We start from the raw sequence: 23,670 nt of genomic DNA, 5'->3' as shown, positions 1-23,670 counted from the left end.
ATTCGCACAGGAGCTTCACCGATGACCATCCGCCGCCTTCCCCTGGCCCTCAGGGCCGCCGCCCTGGCGGGCCTGACCCTGGCCAGCCAGGCCCACGCCGACGGCACACTGCACTTCGCCAACTGGTCGGACTACTTCCCGCCGGAGCTGCTGAAGAAGTTCGAGAAGGACACCGGCATCCACGCCACCCTCGACTCCTACGACAGCAACGAGACCCTGCTGGCCAAGCTCAAGGCCGGCGGCGGCGCCTACGACGTGGTGGTGCCCTCGGACAGCTTCATCGAGATCTTCGTCAAGGAAGGCCTGCTGCAGAAGCTGGACAAGTCGCAGCTGCCGAACCTGGCCAACCTCAAGGACAAGTTCAAGACCCTCAGCTACGACCCCGGCCACGACTACACCGTGCCCTACCTGTGGGGCAGCACCGGCTACAGCTACGACAGCGCCAAGGCCCCGGGCGGCAAGTTCGACGAGAGCTGGAAGCCGTTCTTCGAGCCGCCGGAGGCGTTCAAGGGCAAGGTAGTGGCGCTCAACTCCATCGAGGAGCTGTGGGCCCCGGCCACCTACTACCTCGGCGTGAACGAATGCACCGAGGACCCGAAACAGGCCGAGAAGGTCCTCGACCTGCTGCTCAGGCAGAAGCCGCTGCTAGCCATGTACAACAGCGATGGCACCATCGAGCGCATGGCCGCCGGCGAGGTGTACATGCACCAGCAGTGGAACGGCGCCTACCACCGCGCCCACGCCCAGCGCGCCAGCCTGGTCTACGTCTATCCGAAGGAAGGCGTGCGCCTGTTCATCGATAACCTGGCCATTCCCAAGGACGCCACCAACATCAAGGAAGCCCACGTCTTCCTCAACTGGATGATGCAGCCGGAAAACATCGCCGCTGCTTCCAACTTCGCCAAGTACAACAACGCCATCACCGGTTCCGAGAAGTTCATGGACAAGGAGCTGTTCGACGACCCGGCGATCAACACCCCGGAAGACAAGATCGACCGCCTGAAGCCCTTCCAGCTGTGCTCGCCGAAATCCCTGTCGCTGCGCGCCAAGGTCTGGACCAAGCTGAAGAAATGACCGGCCGGTGCTGAAGAAATGACCGGCCGGTCCGGCGGCGGGACGGGCGCCCGCCGCCGGGCCTGACAGTCAATTTGGCCACTTCGATCCCTTTTTGACCCTTTACAGGGTTCTGCGGGGCGGCGCGGCGGCCTAAAGTCCGGGTACTCGCCCAGGGAATGGCCGCCAGGGCCGCGATCACCGGCGCAGCACGCGCCGGTATCCAGGGAGCGCCGCCAGCGAGCATCCACAAGAACAATGCCCCGAGAACGCTCATGACCAGCCCTTGCTCCACCCCGGTTCGCGGCCGTCACCGCGCCCACCCCTTCCTCGCCCGTTACGCCCGCCGGCAGCGCTGCGGCTGACCGCCCCGCTCCCTTCGCGCGGCCGCCAGCGGCGCCCCGCGCCAGCGCAACAACGACAAGAATTCGCGAGGAAACATCGATGGCCATCGAACAAGGCGCACGCATGAGCGCCAGCACCGGCAACGCCCCCCAAGCCCAGGCGGACGCCCGCCTCAAACGCATCCTGGGACTGCCCGCCCTGGTCTTCTTCGGCCTGGTCTACATGGTCCCGCTGACCATGTTCACCACCTACGGCGTGGTCACCGAGATGACTGGCGGGCGCACCGCCAGCGCCTACCTGATCACCCTGCTGGCGATGCTGTTCACCGCCGCCTCCTACAGCTTCATGGTGCGCAAGTACCCGATCGCCGGCTCCGCCTATTCCTACACCAGCCTGAGCTTCGGCCCGGCGGTGGGCTTCCTGTCCGGCTGGTCGCTGCTGCTCGACTACCTGTTCCTGCCGATGATCAACTACCTGCTCATCGGCCTGTTCATGAACATCGCCTTCCCGGAGATTCCCGCCTGGGTCTTCGTGGTCGCCTCCATCGCCCTGGTCACCGTGCTCAACGTGGTGGGCATCAGCCAGGTGGCCGGCATGAGCAACGCCATCGTCGGCGCCCAGCTGGTGTTCATCGTGGTGTTCGTCGGCATGTCGCTGAAGAGCCTGGCCGGCGCCCCGGCCCTGGACCTGGCCGCGCCCTTCGTCGGCGACGGCAGCAAGCCCGGCTTCGCCCCGCTGATGGCCGGCGCCGCGGTGCTGTGCCTGTCGTTCCTGGGCTTCGACGCGGTCTCCACCATGGCCGAGGAAACCCGTGACGCGCGCCGCGACATCCCGCGGGCGATCATCATCACCACGGTGCTGGCCGGCCTGATGTTCACCCTACTGGCGATCATCAGCCAGCTGGTGTTCCCCGGCAGCGTGTTCGAGAACGCCGACTCGGCGGCCAACGAGGTGATGCTCAAGGCCGGCGGCCAGTTCCTCGGCAACTTCTTCACCGCCGCCTACATCGCCGGCTGCATCGGCTCGGCGCTGGCCTCCCAGGCCTCGGTATCGCGCATCCTGTTCACCATGGGCCGCGACGGCATCCTCCCGCGCAGCCTGTTCGGCACCCTGCACGCGCGCTTCCAGACGCCGGTGGTGGCGATCCTGGTGGTCTCGGCCATCTCCCTGCTGGCCCTGGTGCTGGACCTGACCACCCTGGCCTCGATGATCAGCTTCGGCGCCCTGGTGGCCTTCTCGGTGGTCAACCTGGCGGTGATCCGCACCTACCTGGGCGTGGAAGGCCGCCGCGCGCCGGCCGATCTGCTGCGCTACGGCCTGGTGCCCTTCATCGGCCTGTGCCTGACGCTCTGGCTGTGGACCAGCCTGTCGCAGCTGACGCTGATCGTCGGCCTGAGCTGGTTCGCCGTCGGCTTCGTCTACCTGGCGCTGCACACCGGCGGCTTCCGCCGCAAGGCGCCGAGCGTGAATTTCGAGGAAAACGCCTGATACCCCACGGACCCACCGGGCGCCGCCGGGCGCCCCCAGGAGTGCATGATGTTGACGATCTACACCGACGACCATCGCTTGCACCACGGCCAGCATGAGCTGATCGGCGGCCAGTTCACCCCCTGCTTCGAGAAGCCCAGCCGCGCCGACATGGTCCTGGACCGCGTCAAGGCGGTGGGCCTGGGCGAGATCCAGGCCCCGCGCGACTTCGGCCTGGAGCCGATCCGGCGCATCCACACCGAGGGGTTCGTCAACTTCCTCCAGCACGCCTGGCGCGACTGGCTGGCCACCGGCAGAACCCACGACATGCTGCCCATCGCCTGGCCGACCCGCCGCCTGCTGCAGAAGGAGCCCGACAGCATCGACGGGCGCCTGGGCTACTACAGCTTCGACGCCGGCGCGCCGATCACCGCCGGCACCTGGCAGGCCATCACCAGCTCGGCCAACGTGGCCCTGACCGGCCAGGCCGAACTGGCCAAGGGCGCCCGCTCGGTGTTCAGCCTGTGCCGCCCGCCGGGCCACCACGCCTCGGCCGACTACATGGGCGGCTACTGCTTCTTCAACAACGCCGCCATCGCCACCCAGGCCATCCTCGACCAGGGCGCGGCGCGGGTGGCCATCCTCGACGTGGACTACCACCACGGCAACGGCACCCAGGACATCTTCTACGACCGCGCCGACGTGCTCTTCACCTCGATCCACGGCGACCCGCGCTTCGAGTACCCCTACTTCCTCGGCTACGCCGACGAGAAGGGCCGGGGCGTGGGCGAAGGCTTCAACTTCAACTACCCGCTGGCCTCGGGCAGCGACTGGTCGGTATGGAGCCTGGCGCTGCAGGCGGCGATCCGCCAGATCGCGGCCTATGGACCGGATGTGCTGGTGGTTTCGCTGGGGGTGGATACCTTCAAGGAAGACCCGATTTCGCAGTTCAAGCTGGACTCCCCGGATTACCTGCGCATGGGCGAGGCCATCGGCAAGCTGGGGCTGCCGACGTTATTCGTCATGGAGGGGGGATATGCGGTGGAGGAGATCGGGGTCAATGCGGTGAATGTGTTGCAGGGGTTTGAGAGTGTTGGTTGATGGTCATTCCCTGTAGGAGTGAGCTTGCTCGCGAACCGCGTCTCCCGGTGGCTCTGGCGCACGGGGTTGACTCCGCTCCCTCTCCCCAGCCCTCTCCCTGAAGGGAGAGGGGGCTTGTCCGTGCCGAGAGAAGGAATGGTTCCAGTCGGAAACCAATGGCGCTGCCGGTTGACTCCAGAACACCCAACCCTGCCCAACGGTCCCCTCTCCCTGAAGGGAGAGGGGGCTTGTCCGTGCCGAGAGAGGGAATGGTTCCAGTCGGAAACCAACGGCGCTGCTGGCTGACTCCAGAACACCCAACCCTGCCCAACGGTCCCCTCTCCCTTCAGGGCGGGGCGCGCAGCCGAGGGTTAGGGAGAGGGCGCTCTACAGCCCAACACCCGAAGTCCCGAGCAAGCACCGTTCGCGAGCAAGCTCGCTCCTACGAAAAGCCGAATGCAAAAAGGCCGCGCCAGGATCGCTCCCGGCGCGGCCTTTTCATATGCGTCTCGTTACTGCAGGACGTCCACGCGATCCACATCGATCTCCACGCCCTTGCGGTCATGGTCGACCTCGCCGGTCAGGCGCACCTTGGTCTTGTCGGAGACGTCCACGCCCTGCGGCCAGTCCTCGTGGTCGATCTCCACCTGCATGCTGCCGGTGGCGTCCTTGAACTCGTAGTGCTCGCCGTGCAGGCGCTTGGTGATCACGCCTTCCAGCACGGCCGGGGCGTCGTCGGCGGCGGCCTGGGCGGCTTTCACGGTGTTCACCGGGCCGGTCGCCGCGGGCTTGGCGGCATTGCTGCCCGGGCCGGTGTAGCCGGCGGCGAAGGTGGCGCCGGAGAACAGGGCGATGGCGGCGATCAGGGGAAGACGGATGGATTTCATGAAGTAGCCTCCTGGCTGTTTTCGTTGGAATCAGATTAGCCAAACAGGCTGAAACCAGCCTGAATCCGCCCTTAATCCAGGCTTAACCGCCCTTGCCGTCGTCCTTGAGCTTGCGGAACACGTAGAACAGTTCAGGCTCGCTGACCATGTAGATGGTGCCCTGCTCGTCGATGGCCACGCCCTCGGCGCGCGGGATCTTGTCGTGCAGGCCGTTGAGCCCGCCGAGCAGGCTGATGAAGCTGACCGGCTCGCCTTTCTCGTCCAGCTCCAGCAGCAGGTGCGACTCCGCCGACAGCACCAGGGTATGGCCGGTGCGCGGGTCGACGCTGAGCGCCGAGACGTTGCGCATGTACAGCTGCTCGCTGGGCAGCGGCCGCATGCTGCCGGTCAGCCCCGGGCTGCCGTCGCTGGTCCAGCTGAAGAGGGTCATGGGGTCGCGCTCGCGGCCCAGCAGCAGGCGTTTCTGCGCCGGGTCCCAGGCGATGCCCTCGAAGCCCTTGTTGCTCTTTTCACCGAGGTTGCCCAGGTCGAAGCTGGCCAGCTTGGCGGTGCTCAGCTCGTGGGTCTGCGGGTCGAGGTGGAAGATGGTCAGGGAGTTCTGCCGCTCGTCGGTCACCGCGACGTTGCCGTTGGGCAGCACCGCCACGCCTTCGGGGTTCTCCAGGCCCAGCAGCGGGATCACCCGCAGCACCTCGCCGTCCAGCGACAGCTCGCCGAGCAGCGGCTTCTTGCCGGTCACGGTGAACAGCGTGCGGGTCACCGGGTTGTAGGCCAGATCGGAGGTTTCCTGGCCTTCCAGCCCGCCCTTGAGCGGCTTGCCCTGGATCACCGCGCGGTAGCCGGGCAGCCAGACGCTGTCGGCGCGCGCCTGCTCGCTGGTGTTCTCTTCCTGCCACCACAGGCGGGCGCGGTCGTCCCAGTGGAACAGCTTGGTCAGGACCACCAGCACCACGGCGGCGAAGAGCAAGGCCAGCAGCAGCCAGCGCAGAAGACGAGAGGATCGGACCTGGGTCATCGGGGAGTTCTTGTTGTCTGGGTGGGAACGCCCCGCAGAACGCAAAGGCCGCACGAATGGCGGCCTTTGGCGGGGTACGGCTCAGAGGACGCGGCTTTCGAACCGGCTGGCGCCGGGAAGTTCCAGCACCAGCTCGCTGCCGCGCTTGAGCGGGCCCACGCCCACCGGCGTGCCGGTGGAGACCACGTCGCCCGGCTGCAGCGAGAAGTGCCCGGCGATGTGCTGGATCAGCGGCACGATGGGGTTGAGCATGTCGCGGCTGTTGCCGTCCTGGCGCACTTCGCCGTCGATGCTCAGGCGGATGCCGATGTCGGCCGGGTCGGGGAAGCGGTCGGCGCTGACGAAGGGCGCCAGCACGAAGGCGCCGTCGAAGGACTTGGCCAGCTCCCAGGGTAGGCCCTTTTCCTTGAGCTTGGCCTGCACGTCGCGCAGGGTCAGGTCCAGGGCCGGGGCGTAGCCGGAAATGGCGTCCAGCACTTCCTCGCGGCTGGGCGTGCGCGACAGCGGCTTGCCGATCAGCACGGCGATCTCCGCTTCGTAGTGCACGTCGCCACGGCCCTCGGGGATGGCGAAGCCACCTTCCGCCGGCACGGTGCAGGAACCGGGCTTGATGAACAGCAGCGGCTCGGTGGGCACCGGGTTGTTCAGCTCCTTGGCGTGCTCGGCGTAGTTGCGCCCGACGCAGACCACCTTGCCCAGCGGGAAGTGGATGCGGGTGCCGTCGACGTACTGATGCTGGTAACTCATGACCGACTCCTGGACGGATGAATGGGATGCCCCGCGGCGCTCGTGGCGCTGCGCGGTGCCCGCCTCCCGCGGGCGCTGCCGGCCGTTCCGTCGGCCCCGAACACGAGAAGGGCCGGTGAACCGGCCCTTCTGGGATGACTGGCTTACTCGGCGAAGATCTTGCCGGGGTTCATGATCCCGTTGGGATCGAACACCGCCTTGACCGCCTTCATGTAGCCGATCTCGGCTTCGGAGCGAGAGTAACCCAGGTAGTCGCGCTTGGTCATGCCCACGCCGTGCTCGGCGGAGATGGAGCCGTTGTACTTCTGCACGGTCTCGAACACCCACTTGTTGACGGTGGCGCACTTGGCGAAGAACTCGTCCTTGGACAGGTTCTCGGGCTTCAAGATGTTCAGGTGCAGGTTGCCGTCGCCGATGTGGCCGAACCAGACCACTTCGAAGTCCGGGTAGTTGGCTTCGACGATGGCGTCGATGTCCTTGAGGAAGGCCGGGACCTTGCTGACGGTGACCGAGATGTCGTTCTTGTACGGCGTCCAGTGCGAGATGGTCTCGGAGATGTACTCGCGCAGCTTCCACAGGTTCTGCAGTTGCTGCTCGCTCTGGCTCATCACGCCGTCCAGCACCCAGCCCTGCTCGACGCAGTGCTCGAAGGTGGCCAGGGCCTCGTTGGCCACTTCCTCGGTGCTGGCCTCGAACTCCAGCAGGGCATAGAACGGGCAGTCGGTCTCGAACGCCGGCGGCACGTCGCCGCGGGCCAGGACCTTGGCCAGGGCCTTGTCGGAGAAGAATTCGAAGGCGGTCAGGTCGAGCTTGCTCTGGAAGGCGTGCAGCACCGGCATGATCGAGTCGAAGTCGGGGGTGCCGAGGACCATCGCGGTGAGGTTCTTCGGCGTGCGCTCCAGGCGCATGGTGGCCTCGACCACGAAGCCCAGGGTGCCTTCGGCGCCAATGAACAGCTGGCGCAGGTCATAGCCGGTGGCGTTCTTGATCAGGTCCTTGTTCAGCTCCAGCAGGTCGCCCTTGCCGGTGACCACCTTCATGCCGGCCACCCAGTTGCGCGTCATGCCGTAGCGAATCACCTTGATCCCGCCGGCATTGGTGCCGATGTTGCCGCCGATCTGGCTGGAACCGGAGGAAGCGAAGTCCACCGGGTAGTACAGGCCCTGCTCCTCGGCGAACAGTTGCAGTTGCTTGGTCACCACGCCCGGCTGGCACACCACGGTGCGGTCGAAGGCGTTGAAGTCGAGGATCCTGTTCATGTAGTCGAACGACACCACCACCTCGCCGTTGGCGGCGACGGCGGCGGCGGAGAGCCCGGTACGCCCGCCCGAGGGCACCAGGCCGACCTTGTGCTCGTTGGCCCAGCGCACCACGGCCTGCACCTGCTCGATGCTCTTGGGGAAGGCGATGGCCAGCGGCGCCGGGGCGAAGTGCTTGGTCCAGTCCTTGCCATAGGCATCCAGGGAATCGGCATCGGTCAGCAGCTTGCCGGGCTCCAGCAGGGGCTTGAGCGATTCGATCAGGGCTTCGCGGGTCATCGAGGGAACTCTCAAATGGTTCATGGTCGTCCTGAGAACAGCTCAGGTCGCAACCGGACAAGGAAAAGGGAGAACATGCTAGCATACGCACCCCACGCAGTTCGCCACCTGGCGCCGAGCTGCGGCACCGGCCGGTTCGGCCAGAGCTGTTCATTTTCTAGCCATTATCCCGGGACTACAGGTTCAAGCAGATGAGCAAGACTTCTCTCGACAAGAGCAAGATCAAATTCCTTCTCCTGGAAGGCGTGCACCAGAATGCCGTTGATACCCTCAAGGCCGCCGGCTACACCAACATCGAGTACCTCAAGACCGCGCTGTCCGGCGACGAGCTGAAGGAAAAGATCGCCGACGCCCACTTCATCGGCATTCGCTCCCGCACCCAGCTCACCGAGGAAGTCTTCGACTGCGCCAAGAAGCTGATCGCGGTGGGCTGCTTCTGCATCGGCACCAACCAGGTCAACCTGAACGCCGCCCGCGAACGCGGCATCGCGGTGTTCAACGCGCCCTACTCCAACACCCGCTCGGTGGCCGAGCTGGTGCTGGCCGAAGCCATCCTGCTGCTGCGCGGCATCCCGGAGAAGAACGCCTCCTGCCACCGCGGCGGCTGGATCAAGTCGGCGGCCAACTCCTTCGAGATCCGCGGCAAGAAGCTGGGCATCGTCGGCTACGGCTCCATCGGTACCCAGCTCTCGGTCCTGGCCGAAGCCCTGGGCATGCAGGTGTTCTTCTACGACGTGGTGACCAAGCTGCCGCTGGGCAACGCGCAGCAGATCGGCTCGCTGCACGAGCTGCTGGGCCTGTGCGACATCGTCTCGCTGCACGTGCCGGAACTGCCGTCCACCCAGTGGATGATCGGCGAGAAGGAAATCCGCGCCATGAAGAAGGGCGGCATCCTGATCAACGCCGCCCGCGGCACCGTGGTCGAGCTGGACCACCTGGCCAACGCCATCAAGGACGAGCACCTGATCGGCGCCGCCATCGACGTGTTCCCGGTCGAGCCCAAATCCAACGACGAAGAGTTCGAAAGCCCGCTGCGTGGCCTGGACCGCGTGATCCTGACCCCGCACATCGGCGGCTCCACCGCCGAGGCCCAAGCCAACATCGGCCTGGAAGTGGCCGAGAAGCTGGTCAAGTACAGCGACAACGGCACCTCGGTGTCCTCGGTCAACTTCCCCGAAGTCGCCCTGCCGTCGCACCCGGGCAAGCACCGCCTGCTGCACATCCACGCCAACATCCCGGGCGTGATGAGCGAGATCAACAAGGTGTTCGCCGACAACGGCATCAACATCTCCGGCCAGTACCTGCAAACCAACGAGAAGGTCGGCTACGTGGTGATCGACGTCGACGCCGAGTACTCGGACCTGGCGCTGGAGAAGCTGCAGCACGTCAACGGCACCATCCGCAGCCGCGTCCTGTTCTAAGGACCGCTCGGCGGCAAGAAAAAAGGAGGCTTCGGCCTAATGCCAGTCAGTTAAGGCTGACACATTGACCTTTAGTCTGCAGGCCGCAAAATCCGATGCTTGGAAACGAGCATCGGATTTTTTATGCGCCTGTCACAAGCCCTGTCCCTCACTCACGAAATGGCATCGCGGCCTCATGCGCTGGAGGGGCTGGGAGCTTTGCTCGATCCAGACATCGTGAAACAGGCTTTCGAGACTGCAGGTGTCTCGACCATTCGCAAGCGTCGTCTTCCGCTTGAAAGCCTGGTGTGGTGCATCATCGGCATGGCGTTGTTCCGCCGGATGTCGGCTTGGGATGTCGTGAACCACATGGACATCATGCTACCGGGCAAGCGGCCGCTGGTGGCGCCCAGCGCTGTTGTGCAAGGGCGGCAGCGGCTGGGTAGCGAAGCTGTACGCGAAGTCTTTACGCTGACCCAGCAGCGATGGCACGAAGAAACCAAACATCCGCAGTGGTTGGGATTGACGCTGCTTGGCGTGGACGGCGTTGTCTGGAATACGCCTGATACCGCAGAAAATCGTGCGTGCTACGGCAGCGCGACCAACCAGCATGGTGACGGCAGCTTTCCTCAAGTTCGGATGGTCTGTCAGATGGAGCTGACCAGCCATCTACTGATAAGCAGCACTTTCGAGGGCTATCACAGTAGCGAAATGAAGCTGGCAGAACAGCTGATCGCCACCACGCCGAATCATTCGTTGACCCTGTTCGACAAAGGTTTCTACTCGTTGGGCTTGCTGCATCACTGGCAATCGCACGGCGAGCATCGACACTGGCTGATCCCTTTGAAAAAGGGCACTCAGTATGAGGTAGAGCACAAGCTTGGGCGCAATGATGCCCAGGTCGTTCTGCGTACATCGCCTCAGGCTCGCAAACAATGGCCAGACTTGCCGTTGGAAATTCGAGCGAGGTTGCTGAGCAAAACGATCAAAGGAAAGGTGGTGAGCGTCTTGACCTCAATGACCGATCCGCTGCGTTTCCCTGGCGATGAGATCGTCGATCTTTACAGTCAGCGCTGGGAAATCGAACTGGGCTATCGGGAGATCAAGCAAGGACTTTTGGGCGGCGAATACACCCTGAGAAGCAAGACTCCGGAGATGATTGCGCAAGAACTGTGGGGCGTGCTGCTGGGCTACAACCTGTTACGTTATCAGATGGTACAGATGTCGAGGCAGTGCCCGGGGGTATACCCATGCGAAATGAGTTTTACCGCCTGCAGTTGGGCAATCCTGGGCTTGCTGCATGGCACGTCGCTGAACCATCCCGGTAACTTGCCAGGATTTCTGGCAGATTTGCAGGCCTCAGCGGCGCAGTATGTCCTACCTCATCGGCGACCTGATCGCTGGTTCCCGAGAACGGTGAAGCAGCGACCAGCAAAATATTCGACACGAAAATGAAAATGCCAGTCAGCTTAACTGACTGGCATTAGGCTTCGGCCTCCTTTTTCGTTTCTGCGGCGGGCGCTCTTCGTAGGATGGGTTGAGCTTGCGAAACCCATGCGGGACGGTGATGGGTATCGCTTCGCTCGACCCATCCTACGTGGTGTATCGCCGGACTCCGTCCGCGAGAGGTTATCCGCCGCTCAAGAGCATCGCGGATAAATCCGCTCCTACGGGCATATCAGCCCGATCTCGCCGGCCCGAGACCCAACCATCACTTCACGTTGACGGTGATCTGCTTGGATTCCACGTTCGGCTCGAAGGGCACGTGGTTCTTGTCGCCCAGCAGCAGCTGCAGGGTGTGCTTGCCCGGCGGCAGGGTGATCTTGGTTTCCGTCTGGCCCTTGCCGAAGTGGCGGATGTTGTCGGTCATCGGCAGCGGCATGTCCATGGCCGGCTGCTCCTTGAGGTCCACCAGCAGGTGGTGGTGCCCGGTGCTGGGCGAGTCGACGCCGGCCGGGGCCACGCCCATGCCTTCCAGGCCGAACTTGACGGTGAAGGTCTGGCCGACGGTGGCGCCGTCCTTCGGTTCGATGAAATACACCTTGGCCCCCTCGGGCGCCGGGGTACGCGGCATGCCGGCCGCCAGCGCGGCGGTGGAGGCGGCGAGCAGCAGGCCGGCAAGGCCCAGGCAAGGCAACGTGAGCTTCATGGAGTTCTCCTTATGAGCGGGATGGGGAGGCCCGGCACGCTGCAGCGAACCTCCGGCGGGACTCTTCAGCATAGGTCGCCACGCCGACGGCTCAAGGAAAAGAGTGCTACAAGGGCTGTCGGAAGGCTCTACGCCGAGCCTCGCAGGCTATCACAAACCACTCAGCCGCCGGCTTCCAGGCCGGCCAGGCAGACCGCCGCGGCGTCCAGCTCCTCCTCGCTGAACACCAGTACGCCCATGCGCTTGAGCGCCGCCGCGGTGACGCCTTCGCCGGGCACGCGCAGGCCGGAGAAGCTGCCGTCGTAGTTCTCGCGGTTGCCACAGGAGGGGCTGCGCGCCTTGAGAATGGCCAGGCGGATGCCATGGCGGTCGACCAGCGCCATGGCCTGTTCGGCGCCGCGGACGAAGGCGCCAGTGACGTCCACGCCATCCACCGTCACCACCGGCGCCTGGCCTTCCAGCACCAGGGCGCCGCGGCCGCCGGGAATCTCCGCCGGCGCGCGCGGCGTGGGCAGGCCGCCGGCCACTTCCGGGCATAGCGCGACCACCCGGCCCTGGGCCTGCCAGCGTTCCAGCAGGTCGAAGGGGCCGTGGCTGCCACCGTCGTAGCGCACCCGGTGGCCCAGCAGGCAGCGGCTGACGAGAATCTTCTGCATGGGCGAAACACTCCCTTTTCGATCGCAACAGACTAGCCCGCACATCGGACCCGGTCACCTGGCAACCGATGGCGGCCATCCGCCGATGGTCGGGCCCATCCTTCGGCTGGAACTGCCGCGCCGGCATGGCGGGCCGGGCGCATCGCGCGCAGACTGCCTCGCCATGTCGCCCACCGCGAGGGAACCGCCACCATGCTCAAGCCTCTCAGCCTGCCGCACCTGCTCGGCGGCCTGCTGCTGTGCGCCGCCGGCGCCAGCCAGGCCGCGCTCGAACCGCTGGACAACGAAAACCTCGGCCGCATCACCGGCCAGGAGGGCCTGAGCATCCGCGCCGACGTCATGGCCAGCATCGGCAAGGCCGCCTGGGTCGACGACGGCGGCAGCGTCTCGCTGCGCAACCTGAAGATCGACAACGGCTGCACCAGCGCCGCGGTCTGCCCGGACGGCCGCGGCGGCGCGCTGCCCCTGGGCGCGGCGCAGCTGGGCCTGAGTCTGCCGTTCTTCGGCGTCGAGCTGCCGACCCTGCAGGTCGACGTGGTCCAGGGCAGCAACGGCCAGCAGCAGTTGGCGCTGACCCTGCCGGACCTGACCACCATCAACAGGCAGCTCAATGACGGCGGCCTGCCGGCGCAGACCATCCGCGTGCGCGTGGCCGGCGACCTCTACGTCGGTGAAAGCCGCCTGGGCAGCCTGGAGGTGCGCGACATCCAGGACATCAGCGGCACCATCCGCGTCTGGGGCCACTGAGCCCTAGAGCGGGGCGTCGCCGCGGCGGCGGAACCAGCCGGTCAGCGACAGGCGTTCGCGGTGGGCCGGCAGCACCTCGTGGGGGAACTCGCCGGAGAGGAACAGCACCAGGCTGCCGCCCAGCGGCGGCACGTCGTCGTGGCTGCCGTCGGCGAAGTACAGGCGCAGTTCGCCGGCGTGCTCGGGCAGCCAGTCGTCGTTGAGGTAGAGCACCGCCGACACGCAGCGGCGGTCATCGTCGCGAAAACGGTCCAGGTGCTTCTGGTAGAAAGCGCCCGGCGGATACAGGGCGAAGTGGCACTCGAAGTCCTCCAGGCCCAGGAACAGCGCGCGGTTGAGCGCCACGCGCAGTTCGCCCATCAGCCCCAGGTAGCGGTCGCAGGCCCCGGCCTGCCCCGGCTCCAGCCACTGGATGCGGTCGCCGCGGATGCCCTCGCGCACCGCCTGGCCGGCGCCGCGCCCCACCGAGGCCGAGGCCAGCTCGCCGGCGGCAGCGCGGTTGCGGCACTCCGCGGCCAGCGCGGCGATCAGGTCCGCGGGCAGGAAGTCGCGTTGCAGCGACCAGCCGCGTTCGGCCAGGTCGTCGACGGCGTTTTGCAGGGGGGAGGAATCGGCGTGGGGGTTCATGCGCTATTGTAACGCCGGCGACAAGCGCCTCGACAAGCGGGGCCGGGCTTGCCGACAATAGCCGCGGCGGATGGCCACTGCCGCCAGGAGGACCCGATTTGCGTGCACTGCTTGCCCTTGCCCTGCTGATGCTGGGCCTACCCGTACTGGCCGACGATTATCAGCGCCTCTACCAGGCCGCCGGCTGGCCGGAACAACGCGCGCACTTCAACGACGCCCTGCACGCCGCGCAGAAGCGCTACCAGGCCAACCTGCCGCCGGCGCTGTACCAGGCCCTGGTGAACAACAGCGACCAGCGCTTCGCCCCGGCGCAGATCGACGCCCGGGCGCTGGCCGGCCTGCGCCGGAACCTGGCGGACAGCGGCCCGGCGCTGGCCTTCTTCGAATCGCCCCTGGGGCGCAAGATCGCCGCCGCGGAAACCCTCGCCACCCGCAGCGACCAGCTCGCCCAGTACGCCAACGGCCTGCCGCGCCAGCAGGCCACGCCGCAGCGCCAGCAGCTGGCCCAGCGCCTGAGCCGGGCCCTGCCCGCCAGCGAGGCCGGCGCCGAGGTCAGCATGGCGCTGGCCAGCGTGGCCGCCGACAGCCTCAGCCAGATGCTCCCCGGCCTGCTCGGCCAGGGCCAGGGGCTGCTCGAAGGGCAGCGGCAGAATGTCGTGCAGCAGATCGGCGCCGACCTCGACAACACCCTGCTGTACGTCTACCGCGGGCTCTCCGACGCCGAGCTGCAGCAGTTCGCCGACTTCGCCGAGTCGCCCGCCGGCCAGGCCTACTACCAGGCGGCTCTGGCCGCGGTGAAGGCCGGGCTGGCTTCCGCCCCCTCGAACTAGCTCAGGCGCTCTCCGAGGAAGTCGAAGTAGCGCCGGCGCAACGCCTCGCTCTCGTTGGCCAGGTGGTGCCGCGCGCCGGTGAGCAGCAGGCACTCGATGCGCTCGAACTTCTCTTCCAGCACCCTCAGGTTGTAGCGCCAGTCCACCGTCTCGTCGGCGTCGCCCTGCACCACCAGCAGGTTGCGCGCGCTGGGCGGCGCGCCCTCGATGTGCGGAATCCAGCGCGCCAGCGCGCCCACCCAGGCGGTGGGCAGGATGCGCGGCTGTAGCGGGTCGCGATCGCGGAGGAAGGCGAGGAAGCCGGCGTCGTTGGAGTTGTCGGTGAACTTGCGCGGGATGGAGTCGACGAAGGGCCGCAGCAGTTGGTAGCTGAGCTTCGACCAGCCCCAGGCGCGCGGCCGCACCAGCGGCGCCAGCAGCAGGGTGTGGCCCAGCTCCGGGCGCGGCGCGCCGGTGAGCAGGTAGTCCAGCAGGATGGCGCCGCCGGTGCTCTGCCCGAAAAGGTGCCAGGGCTGCGGCAGGTCCAGTTGCGCGGCCACGTCCAGCAGGCCGGCGAGCACCGCCTGGTACTCGGCGAAGTCGTTGATGCTGGCCGCCGCGCCGTTGGACAGGCCGTGGCCCGGCAGGTCGCAGGCGATCACCGCCAGGCCCAGGTCCAGCGCCCAGTCGATGACGTGGCCATAGAGCCCCATGTGGTCGTAGTAGCCGTGCAGCAGCAGCAGGCTGCCGCGGGCCAGGGGCGGGCGCCACAGCTGCGCGGCGATGCGGTAGCCGGCGCACTCGAAGTAGCCCAGGCGGCTTTCCAGGCCCGGGTAGCGGGCCGCCAGGTCGAGCCCGTAGAAGGACTGGTAGGCGAGGACCTGGGCGTCGCGTTCGGCTGCGGTCAGGGGTCGCAGGCGCTGGCGCAGCAGATCGGGCTGGAAGGCTTCTGGCATCGGGGTTTTCCGCGGTTTCCGGTGACGCTGGGACGAGCGCCCGGCGGCATCCGGGCGGTTCTGCCACAAGCGACGGCATGGCACTCTTGGGGGCTATCTTACCGGGATTCGCCATGCCTGCCCGCCGCACGCTCATCCTCGCCTGCCTCGCCGCGCTGCTCGCCGCCATGCTGCTGGGCGCCTACCAATGGTTCCAGCAGCGCTACATCCGCCCCTTCGACGCGCAGCCGACGCTGTTCAGCGGCGCCGGCCTGCAGCTGCCGGCCGAACTGGCCGGCCCCGGCGCCATCCGCCTGGTGCATTTCTGGGACCCGGCCTGCCCGTGCAACGTCGGCAACCAGCAGCACCTCGCCGAGTTGCTGGCGCGCTTCGCCCCGCTCGGCGTGCAGTTCTTCGCCGTGCAGAAGTCCGGCAGCCACGGCCAGTTGCCCGCCACCCTCCAGGCCCTGCGGCCATTGGCCACGCCGCCTGGCGCCGAGGCGCTGCCGGCGAGCCCGGCGGTGGCCATCTGGGACCGCCAGGGCCGCCTGGCCTATTTCGGTCCCTACAGCGAGGGCGCGGTGTGCAGCTCGGCCAACAGCTTCATCGAACCGGTGCTGCAGGCGCTGATCGACGGCCGCCCGGTGCAGGCCACCCAGAGCCTCGCCCAAGGCTGCTATTGCCCCTGGCGGGCGGACAGCCGGGCGCCAGCATCTACACTAGCCGGAGCCGGCCCATGAAGGGCCGGCGCGCGACTACAAGGAGCCTCCCATGCCGCTACGCCCCACCCTCGCCCTGTGCGCCCTGCTCAGCCTGCCGCTGCTGGCCGGCGCCGACGACCAGGCGCCCAGTCCCGACCAGGTGATGTCCGAGCACAAGGCGGAGATCGACAACCGCCTGGCCGGCATCGACTACAAGCGCAAACGCATCGTCGAAGCCAACATGAACCTCACCGGCAAGGAAGGCGAGGCATTCTGGCCGATCTACAACACCTACCGCAGCGAGGCCGAGAAGCTGAGCAAGCAGCACCTGGCGCTGATCCTCGACTACGCCAAGTCCTACAACACCGGCAAGGTCTCCGACAAAGACGCCAGCGCCCTGCTCAAGCGCGCCGAGAAGCTCCAGCAGCTGCGCCTGGACCTGCGCAACCGCTACATCGCGCGCATGGCCAAGGCCGTCTCGCCGACCCGCGCCATGCGCTTCCTGCAGATCGAGACGCAGCTCGACGCCATGGCCCTGCTGGACATGGCCAGCGAGATCCCGCTGGCCGAATGAGCCCGGCGCGGGACGCCTCAGTGCGCCTACGCCATCTCCTGCAAACGCCGCCGGTACACCTCCGGCGGCACCCCGAACCAGCGCCGGAAGGCGCGATAGAACGGCGACAGCTCGGCGAAACCGCAGGTCCGCGCCACTTCGCGGATGGCCACGCCTTCGGCCAGCAGCTCGGTGGCGCGCTGGCGGCGTACCTCCTCATGCAGCTCGCGGAAGCCGCTGCCCTGCCCGGCCAGGCTGCGCTGCAAGGCGCTGGCCGGCAGCCCCAGCAGCTCGGCGCAGGCCTGCAGGGTGCAGGGTTCGCGGCCCAGGCGGTGGGCCAGCAGGTAGCGCAGGCGGTTGAGCAGGTCGTTCTCCTGCAGGCGCTGTAGTTCCTCCTCCGCATAGCGGGTGAGCACGCCGTGCAAGGCGGCGTTGGCCGTGCGCGACGGGCGCCGCAGCAGGGCGCGCGGGAACAGCAGGGCGTCGTGTGCGCAGGCGAACCGCGGCGTCAGCCCGAACAGCCGGCGGTGCTCGGCCAGGCGCCGTGGCGCGGCATGGCGGAACTCAATGGCGGAACAGGCGAACTCGTCGTCGCTGACCGCCTTCAGCAGCTTGATGAACAGCAGCAGCAGGCACTCCATCTGCTGGCGCAGCGGCGGGCAGTCGCGGTAGTGGATGTCGAGGACCAGCCGCGCCTGCTCACCCTCCTCGCGCAGCTGCGCGGCCAGGCCGCCGGAGAGGATGTGCTGGAAGCGCAGGAAGCTGTGCAGCGCCTGCTCCAGGTCGCGGCTGGCCAGCAGCAGGTAGCCGACCACGTCGAGCAGGCGCGGCTTCATCGCCTCGGCCAGGTGCAGGCCGATGTCCACGTCACCGCTCAGCTCCGGCAGCGCCGCCCAGAACAGCGGCACCTCGTCGTGCAGCAGGCGGCCGTCGGCGCTCACCGGTGCCAGGCGCACGCGCCGCAGCGCCTGGCGGTAGATGCGCGCCGGCTCCAGCCCCAGGTTGGTAAGCGCCTCGTAGAGCAGGCGGCGCAGAGTGGCCGAATGGGTGAGTGGCGCGCTGGCGAGGGACATATGGCCTCCTTTTGACCGAAGACTTGCAGCTTGCGCGCGTTTGGTCAATGAAAGCGCCCGGCGCGAATGCGCAGAATCCGCCCAGAACAACAAGGAGAGCCGCTACATGAAACGCACGTTGACCGTTCTTGCCGTACTGGTGGCGGCCGCTGCCGCCGGGGGCGCCTGGTACCTGCATGGCAAGCAGCCGATCCGCGACGGCCTGGCGGGGCTGCCCGGGCTGCAGGCCGAGGTCGAGGTGCGCTACGACGAGCGTGGCGTGCCGCACATCCGTGCGCAGAACGAAAGCGACCTGTACCGCGCCCTGGGCTACGTGCACGCCCAGGACCGGCTGTTCCAGATGGAGATGCTGCGCCGCCTGGCCAAGGGCGAGCTGGCCGAGGTGCTGGGGCCCAAGCTGGTGGACACCGACCGCCTGTTCCGCACCCTGCGCCTGCGCGACCATGCCGCCGAGTACGCCGCCCGCCAGGACCGGCAGTCGCCGGCCTGGAAAGCCCTGGAGGCGTACCTGGACGGCATCAACCAGTACCAGGCCAGCCACCCGAAGCCGCTGGAATTCGACGTGCTGGGCATTCCCAAGCGGCCCTTCACGGTGGAGGACACCCTCGCCGTGTCCGGCTACCTGGCCTACAGCTTCGCCGTGGCCCTGCGCACCGAGCCGGTGCTCACCTACATCCGCGACGACCTGGGCGCCGACTACCTGAAGGCCTTCGACCTGGCCTGGCACCCGGAGGGCGTGCTGCAACGCCCCACCGCGCTGGCCGCCGGCGACTGGAAGGACCTCGGCGCCCTGGCGCAGATTAGCCAGCAGGCCCTGGAAGCCGCCGGCCTGCCGCAGTACGAGGGCAGCAACGCCTGGGTGGTCTCCGGCAGCCGCACGCGCAGCGGCCGGCCGCTGCTGGCGGGCGACCCGCACATCCGCTTCGCCGCGCCCTCGGTGTGGTACGAGGCGCAGCTCAGCGCCCCCGGCTTCGAACTCTACGGCCACCACCAGGCCCTGGTGCCCTTCGCCATGCTCGGGCACAACAAGGACTTCGGCTGGAGCCTGACCATGTTCCAGAACGACGACATGGACCTGGTGGCCGAGAAGACCAACCCGGCCAACCCCGAGCAGGTCTGGTACCACGGCCAGTGGGTGGACCTCACCCGCGAGGAGCAGAGCATCGCGGTGAAGGGCCAGGCGCCGGTCAAGCTGGTGCTGCGCAGCTCGCCCCACGGGCCGATCGTCAACGACGCCCTGGGCGCCGCCTCGGGCAAGACGCCCATCGCCATGTGGTGGGGCTTCCTGCAGACCAAGAACCCGCTGCTGGACGCCTTCTACCACCTCGACCGCGCCAACACCCTGGACAAGGCCCACGCCGCTGCCGCGCAGATCCACGCGCCGGGGCTCAACGTGGTCTGGGCCAACGCCCGCGGCGACATCGCCTGGTGGGCCTCGGCGCAACTGCCAAAGCGCCCGGCCGGCGTCGATCCGAACTTCATCCTCGATGGCAGCACCGCCGCGGCGGACAAGGATGGCTTCTACCCCTTCGTCGAGAACCCCCACGAAGAGAACCCGGCGCGCGGCTACATCGTCTCGGCCAACTTCCAGCCGGTGCCCGCCAATGGCCGGCCGGTGCCCGGCTACTACAACCTGGCCGACCGCGGCCAGCGCCTGGACCGGCACCTGGCCGACGCCTCGGTGAAGTGGGACCTGCAGAACAGCCAGGCGCTGCAGCTGGACACCGGCACCGACTACGGCCCGCGCACCCTGGCGCCGCTGCTGCCGAGCCTGCGCCAGGTGGCGAGCGGCGAGCAGGAGAAGGCGCTGGTGGAGCAACTGGCGGCCTGGAAGGGCGACTACCCGCTGGATTCGCTGGCCGCCACCCTGTTCAGCCAGTTCCTCTACCAACTGGCCTACGGCGCCATGCACGACGAAATGGGCGACGCCTTCTTCAACACCCTGCTGAGCACCCGGGCCATCGACAGCGCCCTGCCACGGCTGGCCGCCGACGACGCTTCGCACTGGTGGGACGACCGCGCCACGGCGCAGAAGGAAAGCCGCGCGGACATCGTCAAGGTCGCCTGGCAGGCCAGCCTGAAGCACCTGCGCGACACCTTCGGCGAGGACCCGGCCAATTGGCAATGGGGCAAGGCGCACACCCTCACCCACGTGCACCCGCTGGGCATGCAGAAACCGCTGGACCGCCTGTTCAACATCGGCCCCTTCGCCGCGCCCGGCGGCCACGAGGTGCCCAACAACCTCTCGGCGCCCATCGGCCCGGCGCCCTGGGCCGTCACCTACGGGCCCTCGACGCGGCGCCTGGTGGACTTCGCCGACCCGACCCACGCCCTGGGCATCAACCCGGTGGGCCAGAGCGGCGTGCTCTTCGATGCGCACTACAAGGACCAGGCCGAGGACTACGTCGAAGGCCGCTACCACGCCGAGCATTTCGCGCCCGACGAGGTCGCCGCCAACAGCCACGGCCTGCTCAGGTTGGTGCCGCAGGCCCGCTAGGCCGCGCCAGAAACGACGAACCCCGCATGCTGCGGGGTTCGTCGTTTCCGTGAGAAGGGTCTGCGGGAGGCGCCGAAGCTCCCTGGCGCGTTATTCCCCCTAGGGATAACTATTGGGGTGTTGTATTGGGCGCCACCTCCCGCCTGGGTGCTGTGGAAAGCACTGGCAAATTGCCCGGGATCACGGAGGCCGACCAAGCTGCGGGGAATAGCCGGCAACCGCCAACGGACACACTGAATAGTAGTTGGCAAATGCAGGGAAGTTGCGGCGATTAGCTGTCAGATTCTTCTGAGAAGACCGACTCTTCTTGCCCTTCGGCATATGTCCGTCTCCCCCAAAAACATGGGCCACCCGAAGGTGGCCCATGGTTTTCGCAGGCACCGGCTGCAGCCGGCCGACAAGACGACCTCAGACGGTGGCCGGCGAACCTTTCTGCCAGTCGGTGGCCGTGGCTTCCATGGCCTCCTGGACGGCACGCTTGCGGCGCTCCTCGGCCTGGCGGGTGAAGTACCAGGCGAAGAAGGTGAACAGCGAGACGGTCAGCAGGATCAGGCTGGCCACCGCGTTGATCTCCGGCTTCACGCCCAGGCGCACGGCGGAGAACACTTCCATCGGCAGGGTGGTGGAACCGGGGCCGGAGACGAAGCTGGCCAGCACCAGGTCGTCCAGCGACAGGGCGAAGGACATCATGCCGCCGGCCGCCAGCGAAGGCGCGATCATCGGGATGGTGATCAGCAGGAACACTTTCCAGGGCTTGGCGCCCAGGTCCATGGCCGCTTCCTCGATGGACAGGTCCAGCTCGCGCAGGCGCGCCGACACCACCACCGCCACGTAGGACGAGCAGAAGCTGGTGTGGGCGATCCAGATGGTGACGATGCCGCGCTCCTGCGGCCAGCCGATCAACTGGGCCATGGCCACGAACAGCAGCAGCAGCGACAGACCGGTGATCACCTCGGGCATGACCAGCGGCGCGGTGACCATGCCGCCGAACAGCGTGCGGCCGCGGAAACGCGGGATACGCGTCAGCACGAAGGCCGCCAGGGTGCCCAGGATCACCGAGGAGACCGCCGTGTACACGGCGATTTCCAGGGAGCGGAACACCGAGCTGATCAGCTGGGTGTTGTCCAGCAGGCCGACGTACCACTTCACCGACCAGCCGCCCCACACGGTCACCAGCTTGGAGCCGTTGAACGAGTAGATGACCAGGATGACCATCGGCACGTAGATGAACAGCAGGCCGAGGACAAGCATGATGTTGGAGAAGGACCAACGCTTGTTCATACCTTGCCCTCCAGTTCTTTGGCTTGGTTCTTGTTGAACAGGATGATGGGCACGATGAGGATCGCCAGCATGACCACCGCCAGGGCGGACGCCACCGGCCAGTCACGGTTGTTGAAGAACTCCTGCCACAGCACCTTGCCGATCATCAACGTCTCGGGGCCGCCGAGCAGTTCCGGGATGACGAATTCGCCCACCGCCGGGATGAACACCAGCATGCAGCCGGCGATGATGCCGTTCTTCGACAGCGGCACGGTGATCTTCCAGAAGCTGGTGAAGTTGCGCGCGCCCAGGTCGGAAGCGGCCTCCAGCAGGCTCATGTCGTGCTTCACCAGGTTGGCGTACAGCGGCATCACCATGAACGGCAGGTACGAGTAGACGATACCGATGTACACCGCCAGGTTGGTGTTGAGGATGGTCAGCGGTTCGTTGATCACCCCCAGCCACATCAGGAAGCCGTTGAGCAGGCCGTTGTTGGAGAGGATGCCCATCCAGGCGTACACGCGGATCAGGATCGCCGTCCAGGTCGGCATCATGATCAGCAGCAGCAGCACGGTCTGCATTTCCTTGCTGGCGCGGGCGATGGCGTAGGCCATCGGGTAGCCGATCAGCAGGCACAGGAAGGTGCTGATCGCCGCCATCTTCAGCGAGCCCAGGTAGGCGTCGATGTAGAGCGGGTCGTCCGTCAGCATCAGGTAGTTGCCGAGGTTCAGCACCAGTTGCAGGGTCTGGTCGGCGTACTGGAACACTTCGGTGTACGGCGGGATGGCCACGTCCGCTGCCGCCAGGCTGATCTTCAGCACGATGGCGAAGGGCAGCAGGAAGAACAGGAACAGCCAGATGAACGGCACACCGATCACGGCGTGCCGGCCACGCGGCAGGCGCTTCATGAGCGATTTGCTGATGTTCATGATTGCAGCACCACACCGCTGTCGTCGTACCAGCTGATGTACACCGGCTGGTCCCAGGTCGGACGGGCCACGTGGCGTTCGGCGTTGGCCATGAAGGCCTGGACGATCATCCCCGAGGCCAGCTTGATGTAGTACACCGAGTGGCCGCCCAGGTAGGCGATGTCGTAGACGGTGCCCTGGGCCCAGTTGAAGCCTTCGTGCTCGAGGTTTTCCGGCTTCTGCGCGCTGACCATGACCTTCTCCGGACGCAGCGCGTAGGTGATGCGCTTGTCTTCGGCGCGGGTGCTGATGCCGTGGCCGATGTAGATCGGGTTTTCCAGCTGCGGGCAGGCGATCACCGCGTGGTCCTGCAGGTCCTCGACCAGTTGGCCGTCGAACATGTTGACGTTGCCGATGAACTCGCAGATCAGGCGGCTGGCCGGGGTCTCGTAGATGTCCATCGGGCTGCCGATCTGCTCGATGCAGCCCAGGTGCATGATGGCGATGCGCTGGGCCATGGTCATGGCCTCTTCCTGGTCGTGGGTCACCATCACGCAGGTCACGCCCACGCGCTCGATGATCTCCACCAGTTCCAGCTGCATCTGCGAGCGCAGCTTCTTGTCCAGGGCGCCCATGGGCTCGTCGAGCAGCAGCAGCTTCGGCCGCTTGGCCAGCGAACGGGCCAGGGCCACGCGCTGGCGCTGGCCGCCGGAGAGCTGGTGCGGCTTGCGCTTGGCGTACTGGGTCATCTGCACCAGCTTGAGCATTTCCTCGACGATCTTGTCGATCTCGGCCTTGGGCAGACCGTCCTGCTTCAGGCCGAAGGCGATGTTCTGCGCAACCGACATGTGCGGGAACAGCGCGTAGGACTGGAACATCATGTTGATCGGCCGCTCGTAGGGCGGCAGGTCGGTGATGTCCTGGCCATCCAGGAAGATGCGACCTTCGGTCGGCCGCTCGAAGCCGGCCAGCATGCGCAACAGGGTGGATTTACCGGAACCGGAACCGCCGAGCAATGCGAAGATTTCGCCCTTCTTGATGGTCAGGGAAACACTGTCCACCGCAAGGGTTTCGTCGAACTGCTTGGTGACCCGGTCGATTTTTACCAACACCTCTTTGGGCTGCTGGTCGCCCGCGAGGGCTTTCTTGTAGGCACCGGAGGCTATAGCCATTTACCACAACTCCCAACTTTTGGACGCCCGGCCCCCGCGGCCGGGCGTACT

General features: G+C 66.7%; 22 protein-coding genes. 10 read left to right on the top strand and 12 right to left on the bottom strand.

The genetic code is table 11. The annotated features are described in order from the left end of the window. Nucleotides 1-21 precede the first annotated feature (21 nt). From FG99_RS06430 to FG99_RS06420, 3 genes are all read left to right on the top strand, one after another. The gene (locus FG99_RS06430) at nucleotides 22-1,074 is read left to right on the top strand and encodes an ABC transporter substrate-binding protein (RefSeq protein WP_043268253.1); all 1,053 of its coding nucleotides are present in this window, start codon (nucleotides 22-24) and stop codon (nucleotides 1,072-1,074) included. Nucleotides 1,075-1,521: 447 nt separating this feature from the next. Further along, nucleotides 1,522-2,886: an APC family permease gene (locus FG99_RS06425; protein WP_051878658.1), complete on the top strand. Its 1,365-nt coding sequence runs from the start codon at nucleotides 1,522-1,524 to the stop codon at nucleotides 2,884-2,886. A gap of 48 nt (nucleotides 2,887-2,934) precedes the next feature. Then, on the top strand, nucleotides 2,935-3,966 hold the full coding sequence (locus FG99_RS06420; RefSeq protein WP_043268250.1) for a histone deacetylase family protein: 1,032 nt from the start codon (nucleotides 2,935-2,937) through the stop codon (nucleotides 3,964-3,966). 491 nt (nucleotides 3,967-4,457) lie between these two features. Here the strand turns inward: FG99_RS06420 and FG99_RS06415 are convergent, their stop codons facing one another. The 4 genes from FG99_RS06415 to FG99_RS06400 form a co-directional block, all read right to left on the bottom strand. Continuing rightward, a complete protein-coding gene (locus FG99_RS06415; protein ID WP_043268248.1) occupies nucleotides 4,458-4,832 on the bottom strand; it encodes a NirD/YgiW/YdeI family stress tolerance protein in 375 nt (124 codons plus the stop codon). 82 nt (nucleotides 4,833-4,914) lie between these two features. Continuing rightward, nucleotides 4,915-5,847, bottom strand: coding sequence for an SdiA-regulated domain-containing protein (locus tag FG99_RS06410; RefSeq protein ID WP_043268246.1), 933 nt, complete (start codon nucleotides 5,845-5,847; stop codon nucleotides 4,915-4,917). 81 nt (nucleotides 5,848-5,928) lie between these two features. Next, entirely contained in the window at nucleotides 5,929-6,594 is a 666-nt protein-coding gene (locus FG99_RS06405; RefSeq protein ID WP_043268244.1) for a fumarylacetoacetate hydrolase family protein, read from the bottom strand. 143 nt (nucleotides 6,595-6,737) lie between these two features. After that, entirely contained in the window at nucleotides 6,738-8,132 is a 1,395-nt protein-coding gene (locus FG99_RS06400; RefSeq protein WP_024128084.1) for an FAD-binding oxidoreductase, read from the bottom strand. A 191-nt stretch (nucleotides 8,133-8,323) separates the two neighbouring features. Here FG99_RS06400 and serA point away from each other — a divergent pair, with 191 nt between their 5' ends. Continuing rightward, entirely contained in the window at nucleotides 8,324-9,553 is a 1,230-nt protein-coding gene (gene serA, locus FG99_RS06395; RefSeq protein WP_009613962.1) for a phosphoglycerate dehydrogenase, read from the top strand. 123 nt (nucleotides 9,554-9,676) lie between these two features. After that, nucleotides 9,677-10,987, top strand: coding sequence for an IS4 family transposase (locus FG99_RS06390; RefSeq protein ID WP_043268243.1), 1,311 nt, complete (start codon nucleotides 9,677-9,679; stop codon nucleotides 10,985-10,987). A gap of 256 nt (nucleotides 10,988-11,243) precedes the next feature. On the opposite strand, the gene FG99_RS06385 is transcribed toward FG99_RS06390, so the two are convergent. After that, nucleotides 11,244-11,681 carry a DUF4399 domain-containing protein gene (locus FG99_RS06385; RefSeq protein ID WP_043268240.1) on the bottom strand — a complete coding sequence of 146 codons (438 nt, stop codon included), beginning with the start codon at nucleotides 11,679-11,681 and terminating at the stop codon, nucleotides 11,244-11,246. Between the two features lie 161 nt (nucleotides 11,682-11,842). Next, complete coding sequence (locus FG99_RS06380) at nucleotides 11,843-12,337, bottom strand: 2-thiouracil desulfurase family protein (RefSeq protein WP_043268238.1); 495 nt, start codon at nucleotides 12,335-12,337, stop codon at nucleotides 11,843-11,845. A 192-nt stretch (nucleotides 12,338-12,529) separates the two neighbouring features. Between FG99_RS06380 and FG99_RS06375 the strand changes: the two genes are divergently transcribed. After that, on the top strand, nucleotides 12,530-13,084 hold the full coding sequence (locus tag FG99_RS06375) for a DUF6160 family protein (RefSeq protein WP_043268236.1): 555 nt from the start codon (nucleotides 12,530-12,532) through the stop codon (nucleotides 13,082-13,084). A gap of 3 nt (nucleotides 13,085-13,087) precedes the next feature. On the opposite strand, the gene FG99_RS06370 is transcribed toward FG99_RS06375, so the two are convergent. After that, a complete protein-coding gene (locus tag FG99_RS06370) occupies nucleotides 13,088-13,711 on the bottom strand; it encodes a 2OG-Fe(II) oxygenase (protein ID WP_043268234.1) in 624 nt (207 codons plus the stop codon). Nucleotides 13,712-13,809: 98 nt separating this feature from the next. Between FG99_RS06370 and FG99_RS06365 the strand changes: the two genes are divergently transcribed. Beyond that, nucleotides 13,810-14,541 carry a DUF2059 domain-containing protein gene (locus FG99_RS06365; protein WP_043268232.1) on the top strand — a complete coding sequence of 244 codons (732 nt, stop codon included), beginning with the start codon at nucleotides 13,810-13,812 and terminating at the stop codon, nucleotides 14,539-14,541. Here the strand turns inward: FG99_RS06365 and FG99_RS06360 are convergent. Further along, nucleotides 14,538-15,476, bottom strand: coding sequence for a phospholipase BipL (locus FG99_RS06360; RefSeq protein WP_043268230.1), 939 nt, complete (start codon nucleotides 15,474-15,476; stop codon nucleotides 14,538-14,540). The two genes, FG99_RS06365 and FG99_RS06360, sit on opposite strands and share 4 nt — an antisense overlap. A 77-nt stretch (nucleotides 15,477-15,553) precedes the next feature. On the opposite strand from FG99_RS06360, the gene FG99_RS06355 reads away from it, so the two are divergent. Both FG99_RS06355 and FG99_RS06350 read left to right on the top strand, forming a co-directional pair. Then, nucleotides 15,554-16,195, top strand: coding sequence for a DUF6436 domain-containing protein (locus FG99_RS06355; protein ID WP_051878552.1), 642 nt, complete (start codon nucleotides 15,554-15,556; stop codon nucleotides 16,193-16,195). Nucleotides 16,196-16,226: 31 nt separating this feature from the next. Continuing rightward, nucleotides 16,227-16,730: a hypothetical protein gene (locus FG99_RS06350; protein WP_043268227.1), complete on the top strand. Its 504-nt coding sequence runs from the start codon at nucleotides 16,227-16,229 to the stop codon at nucleotides 16,728-16,730. A 26-nt stretch (nucleotides 16,731-16,756) separates the two neighbouring features. On the opposite strand, the gene FG99_RS06345 is transcribed toward FG99_RS06350, so the two are convergent. Beyond that, nucleotides 16,757-17,782 (bottom strand): AraC family transcriptional regulator, encoded by a 1,026-nt coding sequence (locus FG99_RS06345; RefSeq protein ID WP_043268225.1) that lies wholly within the window; start codon nucleotides 17,780-17,782, stop codon nucleotides 16,757-16,759. Between the two features lie 106 nt (nucleotides 17,783-17,888). On the opposite strand from FG99_RS06345, the gene FG99_RS06340 reads away from it, so the two are divergent. Then, nucleotides 17,889-20,279: a penicillin acylase family protein gene (locus tag FG99_RS06340; protein ID WP_043268223.1), complete on the top strand. Its 2,391-nt coding sequence runs from the start codon at nucleotides 17,889-17,891 to the stop codon at nucleotides 20,277-20,279. Between the two features lie 408 nt (nucleotides 20,280-20,687). Here FG99_RS06340 and FG99_RS06335 read toward each other — a convergent pair whose 3' ends face one another. The 3 genes from FG99_RS06335 to FG99_RS06325 are packed head-to-tail and all read right to left on the bottom strand — an operon-like array spanning nucleotide 20,688 to nucleotide 23,619. After that, a complete protein-coding gene (locus FG99_RS06335; RefSeq protein WP_009613985.1) occupies nucleotides 20,688-21,560 on the bottom strand; it encodes an ABC transporter permease subunit in 873 nt (290 codons plus the stop codon). Continuing rightward, the gene (locus tag FG99_RS06330) at nucleotides 21,557-22,438 is read right to left on the bottom strand and encodes an ABC transporter permease subunit (RefSeq protein WP_173427895.1); all 882 of its coding nucleotides are present in this window, start codon (nucleotides 22,436-22,438) and stop codon (nucleotides 21,557-21,559) included. The genes FG99_RS06335 and FG99_RS06330 overlap by 4 nt, the downstream gene beginning before the upstream one ends. Before the next feature lie 26 nt (nucleotides 22,439-22,464). Next, a complete protein-coding gene (locus FG99_RS06325) occupies nucleotides 22,465-23,619 on the bottom strand; it encodes an ABC transporter ATP-binding protein (protein ID WP_009613989.1) in 1,155 nt (384 codons plus the stop codon). Nucleotides 23,620-23,670 lie beyond the last annotated feature (51 nt).

The organism is Pseudomonas sp. AAC, assembly GCF_000725445.1.
In the GTDB taxonomy this organism is placed as follows: Bacteria; Pseudomonadota; Gammaproteobacteria; order Pseudomonadales; family Pseudomonadaceae; genus Pseudomonas; species Pseudomonas citronellolis.
The sequence above is the reverse complement of the archived record's forward strand: the minus strand, read 5'-3'. Positions and strand labels throughout refer to the sequence as shown.